10 protein-coding genes are annotated in these 19,530 nt (G+C 43.0%); 4 read left to right on the plus strand and 6 right to left on the minus strand.

Annotated features, from left to right (window positions below; translation table 11 throughout):
• Positions 1–40: 40 nt before the first annotated feature.
• The 3 genes from ACFQZJ_RS03410 to ACFQZJ_RS03420 all read left to right on the plus strand — a co-directional run bounded on the left by ACFQZJ_RS03410 (position 41) and on the right by ACFQZJ_RS03420 (position 7,709).
• Positions 41–4,696 (plus strand): Calx-beta domain-containing protein, encoded by a 4,656-nt coding sequence (locus ACFQZJ_RS03410; protein WP_379932313.1) that lies wholly within the window; start codon positions 41–43, stop codon positions 4,694–4,696.
• Between the two features lie 8 nt (positions 4,697–4,704).
• A complete protein-coding gene (locus ACFQZJ_RS03415) occupies positions 4,705–5,697 on the plus strand; it encodes a PorP/SprF family type IX secretion system membrane protein (RefSeq protein ID WP_379932315.1) in 993 nt (330 codons plus the stop codon).
• Between the two features lie 98 nt (positions 5,698–5,795).
• The gene (locus tag ACFQZJ_RS03420) at positions 5,796–7,709 is read left to right on the plus strand and encodes an OmpA family protein (protein ID WP_379932317.1); all 1,914 of its coding nucleotides are present in this window, start codon (positions 5,796–5,798) and stop codon (positions 7,707–7,709) included.
• A 12-nt stretch (positions 7,710–7,721) separates the two neighbouring features.
• Here ACFQZJ_RS03420 and ACFQZJ_RS03425 read toward each other — a convergent pair whose 3' ends face one another.
• Complete coding sequence (locus ACFQZJ_RS03425; protein ID WP_379932319.1) at positions 7,722–8,972, minus strand: NRAMP family divalent metal transporter; 1,251 nt, start codon at positions 8,970–8,972, stop codon at positions 7,722–7,724.
• Positions 8,973–9,001: 29 nt separating this feature from the next.
• On the minus strand, positions 9,002–9,637 hold the full coding sequence (locus ACFQZJ_RS03430; protein ID WP_379932321.1) for a SanA/YdcF family protein: 636 nt from the start codon (positions 9,635–9,637) through the stop codon (positions 9,002–9,004).
• Between the two features lie 285 nt (positions 9,638–9,922).
• Between ACFQZJ_RS03430 and ACFQZJ_RS03435 the strand changes: the two genes are divergently transcribed.
• Positions 9,923–13,339 (plus strand): methylmalonyl-CoA mutase family protein, encoded by a 3,417-nt coding sequence (locus ACFQZJ_RS03435; RefSeq protein ID WP_379932323.1) that lies wholly within the window; start codon positions 9,923–9,925, stop codon positions 13,337–13,339.
• 148 nt (positions 13,340–13,487) lie between these two features.
• Here ACFQZJ_RS03435 and ACFQZJ_RS03440 read toward each other — a convergent pair whose 3' ends face one another.
• The 4 genes from ACFQZJ_RS03440 to ACFQZJ_RS03455 form a co-directional block, all read right to left on the minus strand.
• Complete coding sequence (locus ACFQZJ_RS03440) at positions 13,488–14,819, minus strand: Gfo/Idh/MocA family protein (protein ID WP_379932325.1); 1,332 nt, start codon at positions 14,817–14,819, stop codon at positions 13,488–13,490.
• 3 nt (positions 14,820–14,822) lie between these two features.
• Positions 14,823–16,169, minus strand: coding sequence for a 3-keto-disaccharide hydrolase (locus ACFQZJ_RS03445; protein WP_379933117.1), 1,347 nt, complete (start codon positions 16,167–16,169; stop codon positions 14,823–14,825).
• A gap of 252 nt (positions 16,170–16,421) precedes the next feature.
• Positions 16,422–18,038, minus strand: a complete 1,617-nt coding sequence (locus tag ACFQZJ_RS03450) for a UxaA family hydrolase (RefSeq protein ID WP_379932327.1) — start codon at positions 18,036–18,038, stop codon at positions 16,422–16,424.
• Positions 18,028–19,494, minus strand: a complete 1,467-nt coding sequence (locus ACFQZJ_RS03455; protein ID WP_379932329.1) for a tagaturonate reductase — start codon at positions 19,492–19,494, stop codon at positions 18,028–18,030. Before ACFQZJ_RS03455 ends, ACFQZJ_RS03450 begins: the two co-directional genes overlap by 11 nt.
• Positions 19,495–19,530 lie beyond the last annotated feature (36 nt).

A 19,530-nucleotide genomic window follows, 5' to 3' on the forward strand; every position in this document is an offset into this window, starting at 1 on the left:
GTCTTTTCTTATCAGGGTCATTTGTGTACAAGGAACTACTATGAAAATCAAAAATTCATTAAATTTTAGTAAAAAAGTACCTTTGGTATCAACATTGAAATACTTGGTCGTTATGATCATTGTATCCGCTTTGGCTTCAACCAAGGTCTTTGGGCAACAGGTATCTATAATAGCCACGCAAGCATCGGCTAGTGAAGCTGGGCCTGTAGCTGGGGAATTTACTATCAGGGTTGTAGGGCCCGGACCTTTTTCTTTTCCGTTGGACGTGTTTTTGAACGTAGCTGTTGGCAGCACCGCTGATGCCGGAGTGGATTACGTTACCCTTCCGGTGGCCGTTACCGTACCTGTAATCGCGGGGGTAGGAAATGCTACCGTTCCCTTAACTGTCTTACCCGATTTATTGGTAGAGGGCGATGAGGTGGTTCGTTGGGTGATAGCCCCAAGTCCAACCTTAAATTATTCCATATCCCCAACGGACAACTTTGCCGATATTGAAATTCAAGATGACGACGTCGCAGGGTTCTCTTTTGCAGAATCCGGAGGCAATACAATAACCTCGGAATCTGGTACCACAGACCAGTTTACCGTAGTGTTGGACGCTCAGCCTCTTACTAACGTAGTGATTCAAGTAACATCGCTTAACCCCGCCGAAGGTGCGGTTTCTCCTGCAAATTTAACCTTCACCAATCTAAATTGGAACACGCCTCAAACCGTAACGGTAACAGGTCAAGACGATGTAATTATAGACGGGCCTCAGGTATATAATGTTCGTTTACGGGTTGCAGATGCAACGAGTGACGATGCTTTTGACCCATTGGCAAATCAGTTTGTTTCTGTTACGAACAATGACAATGATGCGGCAGGAGTCAATGTTTCTGCCATAAGCGGCAATACGACAGAGGCTGGCGGAACGGCAACGTTTACGGTTACCTTGGATAGCGAACCTACGGCGCCGGTAACAATGGCGTTAACTAGTAACAACTTAAACGAGGGAACAGTACCGGCCAGTGTAACCGTTCCGGCGGCGGCATGGAACACAGGGGTTGTTGTAACCGTTATCGGGGTAGACGATTTGGTTGTAGACGGTGACGTTAACTATAATATAATTACCGGAAACATAACTTCACCGGATGTAAACTATAATAGTTTGGGAGGTGGTGCCATTCCCAACTTTCAGGTAACCAATGAGGACAATGATACATTTACTGCAACCATTACCGCTACAGATGTTACAGCTACGGAAGCCGGAACCGGAAATAATGGCACCTTTACGGTAGATCTTGGGTCCCAGAATGCAACCGGTGCTCCAGTGGTCGTATCTTTTACGCGTTCAGGTTCGGCTACCCATATAGCGGATTATGCTGGTATAGGCACAACTGTTTCAGTGCCAAATAATCTTCAGACAGCTACAATAACCATAAATCCGGTAGATGACGCTGCTGTGGAGGGCCCAGAAACTGTTACCTTGAGTTTGGCTGCTGATCCTTTGTATACCATAGGTGCTGCAAACAGTGCTACGGTAAACATTGTGGATAATGATGCGTTTACCGCTACCATATCGGCTTCTGATGACACTGCTACGGAAGCGGGATCTGGAAATAACGGACAATTTACGGTAGACCTTGGAGCTTTAAACCAAACAGGTTCGGCGATAGTGGTGAATTTCACAAGGTCCGGTTCGGCTTCGCACATAGTGGATTATGCAAATATTGGCACTTCCGTAACTATCCCAAATAACCAACAGGCAAATACAATAACGATAAATCCGGTAGATGACCCTGTGGTTGAGGGGCAAGAAACCGTAATACTGACCTTAGCTTCTGGTGCCGGATATACCTTGGGAACACCTATAAATGCTACTGTAAATATTGTGGATAACGATACGGCCGGCTTTACGGTGGTTCCGGCAACCTTGGCAACAACCGAGAACGGGCCAAATGAAACATTTACCGTTGTATTGGACGCGGAACCATTAAGTAATGTGGTTATTTCAGCAACCTCTGGTGATGCCACCGAGGGGATAGTTTCTCCGGCAAACCTAACCTTTACTCCCGCTAATTACAACGTACCTCAAACAATTACAGTTGAACCCGTAACGGACCTTGTTGTAGACGGGGATATTACGTATGATGTTACTTTAAGTGTTGTTGATGCTACTAGTGATATTAATTTTCAAGCGTTGGCGGATCAACTCGTAGCGGTAACCAACGCAGATAACAATGTCGCTGTTCTTACCCTTTCCGATAAGGCCGAAAACGAGGATGTTGCCTCTGGCGAGTTGGTGTTCGATGCAACCTTGGATATTGAGGTCGTAGGTGGTTTTACCGTTGGTTATACCTTTGCCAATGGTACCGCAACCGGTGGTGGAACCGACTTTACAGGTACTCCGGGTATTTTAACCTTTACAGGTGATGCTGGTGAGGTACAGAACATAACCGTTCCTATTGTTAATGACCAAATACTGGAACAGACCGAGGATTTTACCGTGCAATTGGGAATTCCAAGCATCCCGGCCGTTACATTAGCTGGTGGAGGAACCGCTACAGGTAGTATAAACGATGATGATAATTGTGCACCCGCACCTATTTTGGATACCAGCGTTTCAAGGAATTTTTGCGATGTTATAGATGTGAATTTAAACGACTATACGGCTACTCCGGCACCGCCGGGAACGGTTTTGACCTGGAGTACGCTATCCGACCCTTTGAACGAAAATGCTTACTTAGATCCCGGGCAGGTAGCTAATCCACCCAACGATGGTTCATATTTTGGTTTTTTCTTGGACACCAATGGTACACCCACAGATTTTACAGATGACTGTGCCAGTGGTGTTATGGAGGTAGAACTGATACTTAATACGAGTCCAACGTTATTAGGATTTACGGATGGAGAGCGTTGTGGCTCGGGTTCCGTAGCCCTTTCCGCTCAGGGAAGTGGCGCATCCTCTTTGGTGTGGTATGCTTCGGCCGATTCTGATACGCCCCTGTTCACAGGTGAAAATTTTAATACACCGATACTAACGACTACGACCACGTATTATGTAGAGGCATTGGAAAATAATTGTACTTCTCCAAGACAAGCCGTCGTTGCGTTGGTCGGCGAGGCTACCACTACGGGCATAGCCACAAATGGCGCTGCTTGTAATATCTCTACCAACGGCCCCTCACTGGTTGATTTGGACGATAGGTTGACTGGAGCTAGTGCCGGTGTCTGGAGCGTAAAAACGGATATATCCAATTCCATAACCATTACAAGTGAAAATGAAATAAACTTTGCAGGGCTTATTTCCGGTGATTATGTATTTACCTTTACTACTACTGGCTTTACTGCGCCTTGTATAGCGGAAACAGTTGATGTGATTATTTCGGTAAGCGATTGTAATACGGATGATGATTTGGATGGACTGGTAACCGGTCAAGAGGTGGTTTTGGGTACGGATCCGAACAATGCGGATACGGACGGTGACGGTCTGGACGATGGTTTGGAAGTGGGCCCGGATTTTAATACGCCGCTAGATGAAGATAATGACGGCATCATAGACGCCTTGGATTCCAACATTTTGGATACGGATAACGACGGGGTCAATGACCAACAGGATCCCGCCAACGATAATCCCTGTATCCCCGACAATTCGAGCATAGATTGCCCAATTGATTTAGAAATAACCAAAACTGCCGACATATTAGAGGCCCTTATTGGGGATACGGTAACTTTTACTGTTACGGTTAACAACCTCACCGATAAGATGGTTGACACAGCAATAATCGGCGATTTATTGGAAACTGGTTTTGAATATGTTTCCCACACCGCTTCCATCGGAACCTATGATCAGGTTACCGGAGAATGGGGTATAGAAAATTTTCCTGCCCTAGGTAGTGCAACGTTGAATATCGTTGTTACTATCGTCGATGGCGACAACTATACCAATACGGCGCAATTATTGGAGTCTACCCCCATTGATGACAATGCCAGCAATGATGTCTCCGAGCCTGTGGTAATAGAAACGACCATTGTGGAAGGAGTGGACCTATTGATTGAAAAACGGGCAATTCCCAATACGGTGCTTGTTGGAGATAATGTGATTTTTGAAATAAAGGTTACTAATCAATCGCTATCGAACATTGTGAGCAATATTAGAATCTCTGATGTACTCGATGCCAATTTTACCTTTGTTTCTTTTGAAACCGATTATGGGGCGTATGACGAAGCAACTGGTGAATGGAGCATACCGGAACTACAATTGAACGAAGAGGCCGTTCTACTTATAACAGCCAGGGCATCGGTGCTCGGTAGTTTTGAGAATACTGCTTCCTATATTTCTTCATCGCCCAGAGATGGTGAGGTTTCCAACAATTCGGAGACCGTGCGTGTTGAGGTTATTGAGAAAACGGAAGCATCACCAGGGTTTTTATACAATCAATTCTCTCCTAACGGAAATGGGCAAAATGATATATTGCGCATCAATTTAACGGATCCACGAACGGGAATCGATGTTTCTATCCGTTACAGTATCGTTATTTTTGATCGATACGGCAGCCAAATATTCGAGGTGCAAAATGCGAGTAGTGGCGATGTTTGGGATGGTACTTGGGACGGTAAGGAAGCACCCAAGGGAACTTATTTCTATGTGATGAAGTATCGAATAGATAATGGAGAAGAGGTTACCGAGAAAGGTTGGATTCAATTGATCAGATAAAAGTGGTTATGCATAATAGATACAGTAAATTAAAATATACTTTTATACCTTTTTTGCTTTTGTTTCTTTGTTTGGCTACATCTGCCGTGCATGGGCAAAAGGAGCCACAATATACCCAGTATATGTATAATATTGGCAGTTTTAACCCTGCCTACGTAGGAACCGTGGAAACCACCGAACTAGCGGCCCTCTACAGGGCGCAATGGATAGATATACCGGGAGCACCCAGAACCTTGAGGTTTGGAGCAAATCTTCCACTAAGCAACGAAACCATGGGGCTGGGAATCAATATAGTAAATGATCAATTGGGGCCGTTGTCCCAAACATACGCAGACGTATCCTATTCCTATCAGGTAAAGGTTACGGACAATACCAAACTGTCTTTTGGCATGGACTTGGGCGGTTCTTTTTTAAATGTTGATTTTAGCAAGGGTACGTTTGAAAATCCGGGAGAACCGTTAAGTTTGGAACGCATCAACAAATTTTATCCTACGGTAGGGGCAGGCCTGTTTATGTACGGGGAGCAATGGTATCTCGGGGCTTCTATTCCTAATTTCTTAACAGAAGGTGTTTATAACGACGAGGTCGCCTCGGTTGTAGAGGATAGGATCCAATTTAATTTTATAGGTGGTTACGTTTTTAATCTATCGGACCAATTAAAGTTTAAACCTGCGTTCATGATTAATTCACTAGGTGGGGCACCTCTTAATATCAATCTTTCCACCAACTTTTTAATTTCCGATATAGTAACCGCAGGTGTTTCCTATAGGGTCGAGAATGCATTCAGCGGTTTGGCAGGGTTCCAAATTTCAAACAGTACGTTTATAGGATATTCCTACGATTATAATACAAATGCCCTAGGGGAATTTAATCAGGGTTCACATGAGGTAATTCTTAAATTTTATTTGGGTAGAGGTGGGAACAACGCAAACGCTTCAAAAGACAAAAGTGGAAATTCAAAAGGAAAAGCGAAACAAATAGATTCTCCTAGGTTCTTTTAAATTGCCGGTAAATGAAATGAGCCACAACAAATAGAATGGTAAATAAATGTATTGATTGGCGATATACATCTGACCTTTAATAATATATACAGTATACGATGAAATGGAATATATTCCTTATTATGTTTTTAACGGTGGCAAACTTTTGTTTTGCTCAAGAGAACAGGTCCAAAGCGGATAATTACTTTTACGGATATGAGTACCAAAAGGCAATTGAGGCGTATATAAAGGAGGCAAAGAAAAAACCCTTGAGCGACGCCCAGCGATTGAATCTAGCAGATGCCTATTTTAAGATGGGTGCCTATGAGAACGCTTCAAAAATTTATATGGACAGTAATAAAAAAGACACTATCATGTCTGTCCATAGATTTAACAAAATGTTACAGAGCCTTTCCAAAACATCGGATCGGGAGCGCGTAGTAACTTTTTTAAAGACAAAGTCGTCATCATTGACCTCGGAGCTATTGGAGAATGCAACGTTCAACTACGAATTAATGTCCGGTGGAGAGGCTAACCTAAGTTTTGATCTTTTCAATCTATCTATTAATAGTCCGCAAGCGGATACATCTCCTGCATTCTACAAGGATCAATTACTGTTTAGTAGCAGTCGCCATCAAGATAACAAAAACACCTATGTGCCTACCGGTGAAGCGTATTTGGATATTTATACTGCGCCAATAGACGAGAACGGTGGTGTAAGTAACGCTACTACTTTTTCTAAGATTCCATCCTCTAACTTCCATAAGTCAACCCCGTTCTATTCGGAAAAGTTGAATAATATTTTTTACATTCTTTCCAATACCAATGATGGGGAAATGGCATTTGACGACAACTGGAAAAATGCCTTGGCAATTGGTGTCGTAAGCTCTAGCGGACAGTTTAGATTTTTGTTGAAAGATTTAAGTACCTCTTTTTATTATCCTTTTTTTGATGCGGAATCCGAACGTTTATATTTTGCAGCTAATTTTGACGATAGCTATGGAGGTACGGATATTTATTATGTAACAACCAACAACGGTCAGGTTATGTCCGCCCCAACAAATTTAGGGCCAAGAATAAACTCTCCTGGAAATGAAATCTCACCGTTTCTGTTCAATGGGGATTTTTATTTTTCGTCGGACGTTTTTTATGGTTTGGGAGGTATGGATGTATATAAATCCACCGTAATGGCAGATGGTGGCCACAGTATTCCAGTGAATTTAGGAGAAGGTATTAATACCGAGAAAGATGATTTTGGGTTTATCATCAAGGAGCGTGGAAACGATACGTATTCGGGATATTTGGCCTCAAATAGAGCTGGGGGTAAAGGAGGAGATGATATTTACGGTTTTACTATTAACGGTATTCCTGGTTTAAAAACGTTTGCGTTAAGGGGAAAAGCCTTTAATTCTACCTCTGGTACGGGAATTGGTCAGGCTCAGATTACGATTCAGGATACAACAGGGGCCGTAATTATAGAATCATATTCCAAGGCAGACGGTTCTTTTTCTCTAGAAATTCCTTGGCAGGAAGGTGTGACCATAACCGCTTCCAAAGAAAAGCATTCTGTGTTTTTTATGGCCTTAACGCCCGATGAAATGAAAAACGTTCAGGAATCGCCTTTCGAGATTGGTTTTGTGTTGTTAGATGACCTTGTGGAGGAAAGAGAGGAACAAACAGTGTTGAAATTAAATAAATTTTATTTTGATAAAGGTAAAAGTATAGTGAATACCGCTATAGCGGCCGAGTTGGACAAAGTAGTAGAAACGGTACGTAAGTTTCCGGAAATACGTTTGGCAATAGCCAGCCATACAGATAGTAGGGGAGGCTCATCAACGAATCTAAAACTTTCCCAAGATAGGTCCAATGCGATACTGGCCTACCTCCTTAAACAGGGGGTTTCCCAAACCAATATTATCGAAGCTTTAGGTTATGGCGAGGAAAAACTGACGAACAAGTGTGTTAACGGAGCTTATTGCCTGGAATTTTTACACAAACAAAATGAGCGTACCTTGATAAAAGTGATGAGGTAAGACTGCAAGAAATTAAAAAATCACTTCATAAAAATAATACAGGGAAAAACAGGATAATACCACAATGCCCAAATAGGTTAATATCCTTAGCTTTTTTTTTGGCCGATGTTCCAGCGGAACTTCATTGCTCATCACATTTTTTAGATTCATATACCCTATAATAGGAGCTACCACAAAAGAAACAAAGGTAGCCAGTGCTACAAGATTTCCCATATTAGCTCCAAATGCCGCAATTACGATAAAGTTAACAGTGGCTAAAAGGAGTACGCCAATGGCGAATTTGACTTTAGAATGTGCAGACTCTTTACTAGACCTCAATAGCCCAATGATATCCAAGCTTACCCGTGTAACCGCATCGTGGGCGGTCATACAGGTACTGAACATGGTAGCGAAAGCCGCAACAGCAATAAAAAGGTAGGCCCAGGCGCCAATATGCGTAGTGAACAATTGAACCACTTGATCCGCAAAACTAACGGCATTGTCGCTAAGTACGGTATTGGTGCCATAGAGTGTAAACCACCCGATGGTCATAAAAAACAGGGCCAATACACCGGTTAATATATAGCCTATATTGAACTCTTGCAGCGACTCCCGCAACGAGGGCTTTTCCTGACTCTTCCATTTTTCTATACTCCACAGGCTTACCCAACTGGAGGCTTCGACCGTTGTAGGCATCCAACCCATAAGGCCTATCAGAAATAGGATGCCTACTTCGTTAAAGATTGGTGCGGGTTTAAAATCGGCTACAGGTTCTACTTGTCCCTGAAAAACCACTAAAGCTGTGGTAACGATCAGGGCAATGAACAAAATACTCACCACGAACTTTAAGCTAACCTCTAAAAATTTATATTTACCTATAATCAATAGCCCACTTATAAAGACAAAAAGTCCCAAGGCAACGGAACCGATAGATAAATCTGTAATCTTAAAAAGATTAATGAACAAGCCTGCGGTGACGGTATATAATGCGGCCAGGATAGTAAAGGTAGTAAGTAGGGTAATGGCTGCGTAGAACCACAGATATCCTTTTCCTCGGTTCAAATACCCTTCTATTAGGGTTTTGTTGGTAACACTGGTATAACGCACTCCAAATTCAAAAAAAGGGTATTTGAGGACATTCGCAAGTATAATAGGGATGACCATAAGCCACCCGTACTGCGCACCCGCTTTTGTAGAAAGTACCAAATGTGAGGTTCCAATAGCCATACTGGCGAAGAGCAAACCGGGCCCTAGGTTTTTTACAAGTGTTCTAATTTTTGACATCGGTAGTTGTTTGCTGGTTCTTTAAATAGTTACTCAATACTGATCTTGTCACCATAAAAACGGGGTTGAACTTTCATTACTAGATCTAAAAACACCTTAACGCGTGCAAAGTATTCCCTTAATTGAACGCTTAGGCCAGATTCCAAAGAAATGTCGGCTGCATTGAAACCAATGGCCTTTAACCCGTTTTTTTCTGCAATATAGATAGCTCTTTCGTTGTGAAATTTTTGGGATATTACGGTAACTTCCGTAAGTCCAAAGACTTCTTTGGCACGCACCATGGAGTCTAAGGTTCTAAAACCGGCATAGTCCAAAAAAATATGGTTATCCGGTATTCCTTTGTCGACCAGATCTTTTTTCATGGTCGTGGGTTCGTTATAATAAATACTTCCGTTATCTCCACTTACAAGTACAAAGTCTATTTTACCTGCAGTATATAGCCTTACGGTAGCAGAAATTCTATTTTCATAATATGGATTTGGTTGCCCGCCAATTAGCTTTTTTGAAGTCCCTAGTATTAGCCCAACCTTGTTTTTAGGGATATGGGCGGTATTGCTGTAGGTTTTTCCCTCCGCAAACGAGTTGATGAGGTAATTACAGGTTAACAAGGCAAAAAGTGGAACCAAAAATAGAACAAACCCGATTCTAACTAATTTTTTGCGCATAAAGCATTCGTTCTAAATCTAAAGGTAGGAAAATGGACTCTTTCCACAGCCGAATACAATAATACCATTGTTTTGTTTTTTTAAGAAATAATTGCCCTTATAAAATTGAAGTAACGCTACTGTTTTTACTAAAATCTTAAGGTTCTTTTTGCCAAATCGGGAAATCGGCTCAAAATGTATATCGATTTGGAAAATAATAGGCTGTTATTCATAAGGAATGGCCTTTATGAATCATCGGAAAAAGGCTTAAATTTGAGAGTGTCCGATAATTCTAAACCCTTAATAATGAAAAACGTACCTCCATATAAGCCTTTGAATAAAATACGAATTGTTACGGCGGCTTCTTTGTTCGATGGCCATGACGCTTCCATCAATATCATGCGGAGAATTATTCAGGCTACAGGGGTTGAGGTAATTCATTTAGGACATGACCGTAGCGTAGAGGAAGTCGTTAATACCGCTATACAAGAAGATGTGAATGCAATATGTATTACCTCCTACCAAGGAGGGCATAACGAGTATTTTAAGTACATGTACGATTTGCTCAAGGAACGGGGCAGTGAACATATCAAAATTTTTGGTGGTGGTGGAGGCGTTATTCTTCCACAGGAAATAAAGGAATTGATGGATTATGGTATTTGTCGTCTGTATTCCCCGGACGACGGTAGGGAAATGGGCTTACAAGGAATGATCAACGATTTGGTCAAGAAATCCGATTATGCTACAGGTGATAACATCAAGGATGAAGTGAATGTACTTTCCCAAAGACAACATAAGGCCATTGCCAGGCTTATCTCCGCAGCGGAGAATTTTCCGGAGCCCGCTAAAAAATCATTGGATAAAGCGACCAAGTTAGCGGCGGCATCACAAACACCAGTCTTAGGAATAACCGGCACAGGGGGATCGGGCAAATCTTCACTTGTAGATGAATTGGTACGGCGTTTTTTAATGGATTTTCCGGAGAAAACCCTGGGAATTATCTCTGTAGATCCTTCAAAACGAAAAACCGGAGGAGCTTTGTTGGGCGATAGAATACGGATGAACGCCATCAATAACCCAAGAGTGTATATGCGGAGTCTGGCCACGCGGCAATCCAACCTTGCCTTGTCCAAGCATGTGAACAAAGCCGTCGATATTTTAAAGGCGGCCCAGTTTGATTTGATTATTCTGGAAACTTCGGGCATTGGCCAATCGGATACCGAAATAATCGAACATAGCGATGTATCCCTCTATGTAATGACTCCGGAGTTTGGCGCCGCAACCCAATTGGAGAAAATTGATATGCTCGATTTTGCAGATCTAGTGGCCATAAACAAGTTTGATAAAAGAGGGGCTTTGGATGCCTTGCGCGATGTGAAAAAGCAATACATGCGCAACCATAATCTTTGGGATGCCGAACCAGCCGATTTACCTGTTTTTGGAACCATAGCATCCCAGTTCAACGACCCAGGTATGAATCGTTTGTACGGTTCGGTGCTGCAAGAGTTGGTTGAAAAAACTAAGGCACCTTTAAAAACTTCCTTTGATTTTGTAGCTGGCTCCAGTGAGAAGATTTATGTAATACCCCCAGCAAGAACACGCTACCTTTCTGAAATAGCCGAAAGTAATAGAGGGTATGATGCAAGTGTTCTGGAACAATCCAAAACGGCACAAAAGTTATTCGGTATATACAAGACCCTGGAATCCGTGAGTGGCGCTACGGTAAAACTTGAAACACAAGGTCTGGAGGTAGCAAGCGATAGCACCCGCACAAAAGAAAGTGCGGATTTATGCAGGCTGTTATTGGCCGAGTTCGATAGGGTGAAACTAGATCTTGACCCCTACAATTGGAAGGTGATTTTGGAGTGGCAAGATAAAGTTGCCCGCTATAAAAATCCGGTATACACCTTTAAAGTTCGTAACAGGGAATTAAAAATCGACACGCACACCACATCGCTTTCCCACTCCCAAATACCAAAGATCGCATTGCCAAAATACGAAGCTTGGGGAGATTTGCTGCGGTGGATCTTACAGGAAAATGTACCTGGGGAATTTCCGTTCGCGGCAGGATTGTATCCCTTTAAGAGAACAGCGGAAGATCCTACACGTATGTTCGCCGGGGAAGGAGGGCCGGAGCGCACTAACCGGAGGTTTCACTATGTAAGTATGGGGCTTCCCGCAAAACGATTGTCCACCGCATTCGATAGTGTTACGCTGTACGGGAACGACCCGGATTACAGACCGGATATCTATGGTAAAATAGGAAATGCCGGCGTAAGTGTCTGCTGTTTGGACGATGCCAAAAAGCTCTATTCAGGATTTAACCTAACAGATCCAATGACCTCCGTAAGTATGACCATAAACGGACCCGCCCCCATGCTTTTGGCCTTTTTTATGAACGCCGCCATAGACCAGCAGTGCGAGTTGTACATCAAGGAAAACGGTTTAGAGGAGGAAGTCACGAAAAAAATAAATCGGATGTACAAGGACAAAGAGCGACCAAAATACCACGGCGAACTCCCCGAAGGGAACAATGGCTTGGGTTTATTTTTGTTGGGCGTTACGGGAGATGAGGTATTGCCTTTGGCCGTATATCAACAAATAAAGCTAAAAACCCTGTCGGAAATCAGGGGTACGGTGCAGGCGGATATCCTAAAGGAAGATCAAGCACAGAATACCTGTATTTTTTCTACCGAATTTGCATTGCGTCTTATGGGCGATGTACAGGAGTACTTCATTGCGAATGCCGTGCGTAACTTTTATTCCGTATCCATTTCCGGATATCATATCGCGGAAGCGGGCGCCAACCCTATAACCCAACTGGCATTGACCCTGTCCAACGGATTCACTTATGTGGAGTACTACCTTTCCAGAGGAATGGATATCAATGCTTTTGGACCAAATTTATCTTTTTTCTTTTCCAACGGCATAGATCCGGAATACGCTGTCATTGGCCGTGTAGCAAGAAAGATATGGGCAAAGGCTATGAAGCTTAAATACGGGGCCAACGAACGTGCACAGATGCTTAAATATCATATCCAGACCTCGGGTAGGAGTTTGCATGCCCAGGAAATAGATTTTAATGACATCCGTACTACCTTACAGGCCTTATATGCTATATACGACAACTGCAATTCCCTACATACGAATGCCTATGACGAGGCCATTACGACGCCCACGGAGGATTCGGTACGAAGGGCGATGGCCATTCAATTGATCATCAACAAGGAATTGGGACTTACCCAAAACGAAAACCCTTTACAAGGTTCTTTTATCATTGAGGAGCTGACGGATTTGGTGGAAGAAGCTGTTTTGCTAGAGTTTGATAGGATTACGGAACGCGGGGGAGTGCTAGGCGCTATGGAAACCATGTACCAGCGGAACAAGATTCAAGAAGAAAGTCTGCATTACGAAACCTTAAAGCATAACGGTAGCTTTCCGATCATTGGCGTAAATACGTTTTTAAGCTCAAAAGGTTCTCCTACGATTCTTCCGGACGAGGTGATTAGGGCCACAACGGAGGAGAAAGAACATCAAATAAAAACTTTGGAACATCTGCACCAAAACGCAAACCAAGATATTTTGCTAGATGAGCTTAGAAAAACAGCTATGACGAACGGAAATATCTTTGAAACCCTTATGGAAGTAGGTAAACGTTGCTCTTTAGGTCAGATAACAAGCGCACTATTTGAGGTAGGCGGGCAGTATCGTAGAAATATGTAAAAGACCCTAGCCCCCAAAGGGGGAACTTGGCGAGTTTTTTTAATCTAATTAATACCTGGTAATCATCAACTCAAACACTTGTCCAATCACAAAATAAATAGATGCTGCTGGCCATATATCAACGCTCCTAAAAAATTCCAAACTAGATTTACAGTTTCGGCTCCCAACCTTTGGCATACTCCCTTTTCCAGCTTTTCATTGCATTTTCGTTGTTGAGTACCTTTCCTGTCTTTTGGTCAACTTTCAAGGTTTCTCCCGCGTCTTGTGCCATATTTCCAAGATGACATAGCATCGTAGAAATACTGGCATCGTTGATTTCGGCATGTAAGGAAGTATCACTACGGATGGCATCAAAAAAGTTGCCAACATGATCCACATCTAAATTTCCTTCGCCACGGGTATTGGTGGTGGCGCTTTGGGCTTTTTCAAACTCCATCTTTACCGGATTTCCCTGTAAATCGAACTGTTTGTAAAAATTTCGATCTAGTTGTATGATGCCGGTACTGCCATAAATGGTTACTCCGCGACCAGGTTGTTCTGGCATTATTACGCCACGGCTGTGTCCTGTCCATGTAATAAATTTATTATTTGGGTACTTGAAGGTCACCTGCTGATTATCTACAAATTCCCAATCGTCGTCATAGGCGTATTTTCCGCCAAAGGAAGTCACACTTTCCGGTAGATCCACTCCCAATGCCCAGCGGCAGATATCTACTTCGTGGGTTCCATTGTTATGCATTTCTCCCGTACCCCATGTTTTGAACCAATGCCAGTTGTATGGATGTACATTGTCCCTATATTTTTCGCGTGGTGCCGGGCCTTGCCATAAATCCCAATCCAATGTTTTTGGAACGGCAATTTCCTTACCCTTGCCAATAGAGCCCCGGTTGTTGGAATAGTAGGCCTCCCCTTTATAGACTTCCCCAATTTCACCGGCACGGATATCCTTTATGGCTTGTATCGAGGTTTTAGCCGAACGCTGTTGGTTCCCCATTTGGACTTTTTTTCCGTATTTGTTCTGGGCGGCTACCAGAAGCTCGTTTTCGTGCGGGTTATGACTACAAGGTTTTTCTATATATACATGTTTGCCCGCCTGCATGGCCATAATAGCCATGGGGGCATGCCAGTGTTCCGGTGTAGCTATGAATACAGCGTCTACATCTTTGTCCTCCAATATTTTTCTAAAGTCTTTTTCAACCTTAGGGACATAACCTATGGTCTTTTGGCACCAAATATTATGCTCTTTTATAATAAGGTCGTCCACATCACAGTTGTACAGGATTTTTGCGTTATCAAGGGCATGTATGGCCCTAACATGAGCTTTTGCTCTACTGCGAACCCCAATTACGGCACAATTAATATGGTCATTGGCACCAACTATTCTTGTATTGCCCAAAGCGGTAAATGGTAGTCCGCCCAGCGTTAACGCTACCGATCCTGCGGTTGTCTTTTTGATAAAATCTCGTCTATTGTTCATCATGTTCTACTTATTGGTTATGGGCTTAATCTTTATGTTCTTGAAACTTACATGGTCTCCGTGGTCCTGTAATAGGATTTGGCCACTGTCCAATTCGCCAAAATTGGGCCAGGTAACATATTTGCTGTTGGCTACCAGTTTTCTGTACGAATCACTTTTTCGTTCGTATTCCAATACTTTGGCCCCGTTAAGGTAATGTGTTACTTGATTGTCCTTGGAAACAATATGCGCGCGGTTCCATTCGCCAATGGGATTAACCGGTTTATCGACATCAGCTTGTATAAGGTCGTAGAGTGAAGCTAACGTTCTGCTTCCTTCATGGTTTCCTAGTTTCGCATCAGGATGTTTTGCATCGTCCAATAATTGATATTCCAGACCAATTGACGAACCAGGGCCCTTGTTCAGTTCAGTATCCACATAATACTTAATACCACTGTTGGCGCCATCCGTAAGTTTAAAATCCAGCATCAATTCAAAATCCGCATATTTTTCTATCGTCACGATGTCGCCACCTTCGGCAGATTCCTCGCCTCCGGAGGAAAGTACGGTAAGCACACCATCTTTTATTACCCAGCCTTTATCCGGAAAACTATCCGATTTGGCACCTCTCCAGCCATTGGTAGTTTTACCGTCCCAAAGCATTTTCCAACCTTGGTCAGCTTCATTTTTGGTGAGCTGATTGGTTTTGTTTACCAATGGTAAAGGGCTTTTTTGACTATAATTTTCTAGGCTGTCCGTTAGGATACGGATGTTTTTCCAAATGATTTCGGTACCGGGCTTTTGATCTTTTCCAATACTATGCACCTGTAGCCCAATGAAACCCTTTGCAGTTTGGTCATCCATTAAATGAGAAGCAGGAATTCCATTGATCCATGTTTTAAGCGTATCTCCTATTGCTTCTATGCGATAGTGGTTCCATTCGTTTTGCTTAAACGCCTTTTTTGCCGCTGTATTCTCATCGGCTATGGGATGCAGCCATCCCCTTCTGCCTTCGTCATAGATGCCTGCACTCCATGCCCGATCGGACGGGTCTATTTCAATTTGATAGCCATGTACCTGTCCATCCCTGTAATAGGGATAGCTATTGCTTCTAATCTGAATACCAGAATTCATGCTAGGGTCCACTTTGTAGTCCAGCTCTAGAATGAAATCTCCATACATTTTATCAGAGGTTAAAAAGGAGTTTGGCGTGTTGGATACGGTTGTTCCTACAATAGCACCTTCTCGAACGGTATACGTAGCTTCACCACCTTTCTGTGTCCACCCGTTTAAAGTTTCGTTGTCAAATAGTGATATCCAGGGGGTGTTATCTCTTTTCTCCTCCTCGCAAGAAAAGAACACAATAGAAAGCATAAAAATAAGGATGATGCTACGGAATTTTAAACCGGCAAGGGTACTCATTGTTTTTTTCATTTTTATAATTTTAATAGTTCTAAAGATAGAAATTTTCATCAGGATTTATTTATGTATGGGTGCTAAAGTCTGCTCTGCCGCGCAATACATTCTTAGTTTCAGTAACTTATAAATGTGTGTAAAATAGGGAATGTAGTGCGTAAAATACCGTATCGTTGCTTTTTAAGAGCTATTAAATAGCACTAGGGGACGTTATAAGGAAATCCCCCGTTTCCAAGGAATAAAATCGTCCTGTCCCAACAGATCGGCCTTGGCAATGACTTCTCCGCTGGCCACTTTGATAATGTACTCCAAGAGTAGTTCCCCCATTTCTTTTATGGTTTTTTCGCCGGTGATGACGGCTCCCGTATCCACATCTATAATGTCGGGCATGTGTTGGGCCAGCTTATGGTTGGATGATACTTTTATAACCGGTGCGATAGGATTTCCGGTAGGTGTTCCCAGACCCGTTGTAAAAACGACGATGTTTGCTCCCGAACCCACCATGGCCGTGGTGCTTTCTACGTCGTTTCCTGGAGTGCATAAGAGGTTCAGACCCGGTTTGGTCACATATTCGCCGTAGTCCAGGACGGCAGTGATAGGCGAGTTACCTCCTTTTTTTGCCGCACCGGCAGATTTCATGGCATCGGTAATGAGACCGTCTTTAATGTTTCCCGGAGACGGATTCATATCAAATCCAGATCCAGCTACTTGGGCAGATGCTTCATAAGCTTTCATTAGGCGCATAAAGCGTTCTGCATCCGCATCGTTAACACATCGGTTCACGAGTTCTTGCTCCACCCCGCACAGCTCTGGAAATTCCGAAAGAATGGGAGAGCCACCCAATGCCGCTAATACATCGGATGCATAGCCCAAAGCCGGATTTGCCGAAATACCTGAAAATCCGTCCGAACCGCCACATTCCAAGCCCATTTTCAGTTTGGATAGGGGTGCTGGTTTTCTGGGAATTCCGTTGGCTTTCTTAATCCCTTCAAAAGCGTCCGTAATGATGGTGTTGAGCATGGTGTCTACCGTCCCCAATTGTTGTTGCTCGTAGGTAAGCACTGGTTTTTGTAACTCTGGATTTAATTGGGTCAAGGCATTTTTAAAAATCTCGATCTGTAAGTTCTGGCAACCTAGGCTTAGCACCGTAGCACCTGCCACATTGGGGTTGTTTACGTAACCGGAAAGGAGTAGCGCAAGACTTTCGGAATCTTGGCGTATACCGCCGCAACCCCCTTGATGGGTGATAAATTTTACGTGTATATTATCAAAGGTGGATGCATTTTTAGGTGGACTTTCTTCGATCTTCGCAGCAGTTTCCCCGTTTATCAACTGTCGTAACAAAAGACGTTGTGAACTAATAGCTCCAACATTCAACTCTTTTTCAAAAACTTCTTTTAGTACTTCGATATTTCTGTTTTCACAAAAAACCAGGGGAAAGAACAACCAAATATTCCGGGTGCCTACTTGTCCGTCCGGTCGGTGGTACCCCATGAAGGTTCTATTTTTCCAGTGGGATAGGTTAGGCCGACTCCATGGGGCAATTTCGGTTTTCTTTGTAACGGCTTGGGTCCGGTGTTTCACATTTTCGATGGTCAGCACTTCCCCTTTTTTTATTTCCGTAACGGCCTTGCCTACCAAAATACCGTACATGAAAATTTCACCGTCGACCTGCACAGCATCTAGAGCTATTTTATGTTTCGCTTTGGTATCGCTAAGGATTAGGATCTTCTCTCCTTCAAAGGAAATAAGCTCTCCTTTGGTTAAATGTACCAAGGCGATGGCTACGTTATCTTTTGGGTGTATTTTTATCAGCTTATGACGCATGGTTTTGGGTTTTATAAAGGTTAAGGAAATTCACCCACCCGGTTTCAATGCCTTCTTCTTCAATATATTGTATTGCTGTTGTTAGGGCTTGTGCTAAACCGGGAATACCGTTTAAATCTTGGCCCCAGAAATCGGTTTTCGATAAAATCCGCGAGGCTACTTCTTCAAAATTGTAAGACTGCCAAATCTTGGAAAGTTCCAAAATTACCTTTTCATCATCTTGTACCGGTAATTTTTTTCCGCGCCACGTCCCTTTGTAAAATAGGAGGAGGCAGGCAAATGCAAAAACACTGCGAAGGGGTAATTCCTTTTTTAGATTGATGTATTCCAAAATACCGGGAAGTACACGTACCTTAAATTTGGAAACGGAGTTGAGCGCGATACTTGCCAACCGATGTTTAATAAACGGATTCCTGAAACGATCAAAAACATCGTTAGCGAAGGTTTTTAATGCGGTTTTGTCCATGGATAAGGTGGGTATAATCTCTTCGAAAACCAAAGTTCGGATAAAAGACCCTGTAAAGACGTTGTCAACACTTTCCTTTACCGTCTCGTTCCCATGAAGGATGCTAAAAGGAACCATAGCCGTATGGGCGCCATTTAGGATGCGTACTTTTCGGGTTCGGTAGGGCTGCATGTCCTCGACGATGTTAACATCCAAGCTTGTTTTATGAAAAGGCAGTTTTGACTTTAGTGCTGCATTCCCTTCAATGACCCAAAGAAAAAAGGTTTCTGCGGAAACGATAAGTTTGTCCACATAATCTAGCTGAGAAGTGTAGGATTCAAGGTCGTCTTTAGGATAGCCTGTGACAATACGGTCTACCAGACTATTATGAAACGAACAGGCATCGTGTAGCCAAGTTACAAAGGCATCACCTAGGTTCCAGAGCGCCGTGTATTTTAATACATACTTTTTTAAGGTATCTGCATTGTGGTTAATGAGTTCACAGGGGATAATGTTAGGGCCTTTATCCATGGCCCCTTTAAAATATATAAAACGCTGGTATAGTAGTAAGGTAAGCTTTGCAGGAAAGGAATTGGGCGGACACATGTTTGCGGTATCGGCAGCATCAAACGCAATACCTGCCTCCGTGGTATTGGAAATGATAAATTGTAGCTCGGGTTCCTTGGCAAGTGCCAGGTAGTTCTCAAATGCCGTATATGGGTTTACCGTGGTTACTATGTTCGCAATGATTTCTTTTTTGGCTATGACTTCCCCGTTTTTGATTCCCTTACAAAATAGGGTGTAACATCCGTCTTGGTCCTTTAACTGCTGAACCATCCCTTTGGGTATCGGCTGTACTACCGCAATACCTGCGTTGAACCCTGTTTCTTTGTTGAGTTCTTGGATGGCGTTTCCCACAAAGGCACGCAGAAAGTTGCCTTCCCCGAATTGGATTATTTTGATCGGGGGTTTTTCAGGAGACCCTATACACTGTCTATTTAATTTTTTCATGATTTCTGTTAGATGAATATAATGAAAACAAATGGA

The sequence above is a fragment of the Maribacter chungangensis genome, assembly GCF_042676845.1.
Taxonomy (GTDB): domain Bacteria; phylum Bacteroidota; class Bacteroidia; order Flavobacteriales; family Flavobacteriaceae; genus Maribacter; species Maribacter chungangensis.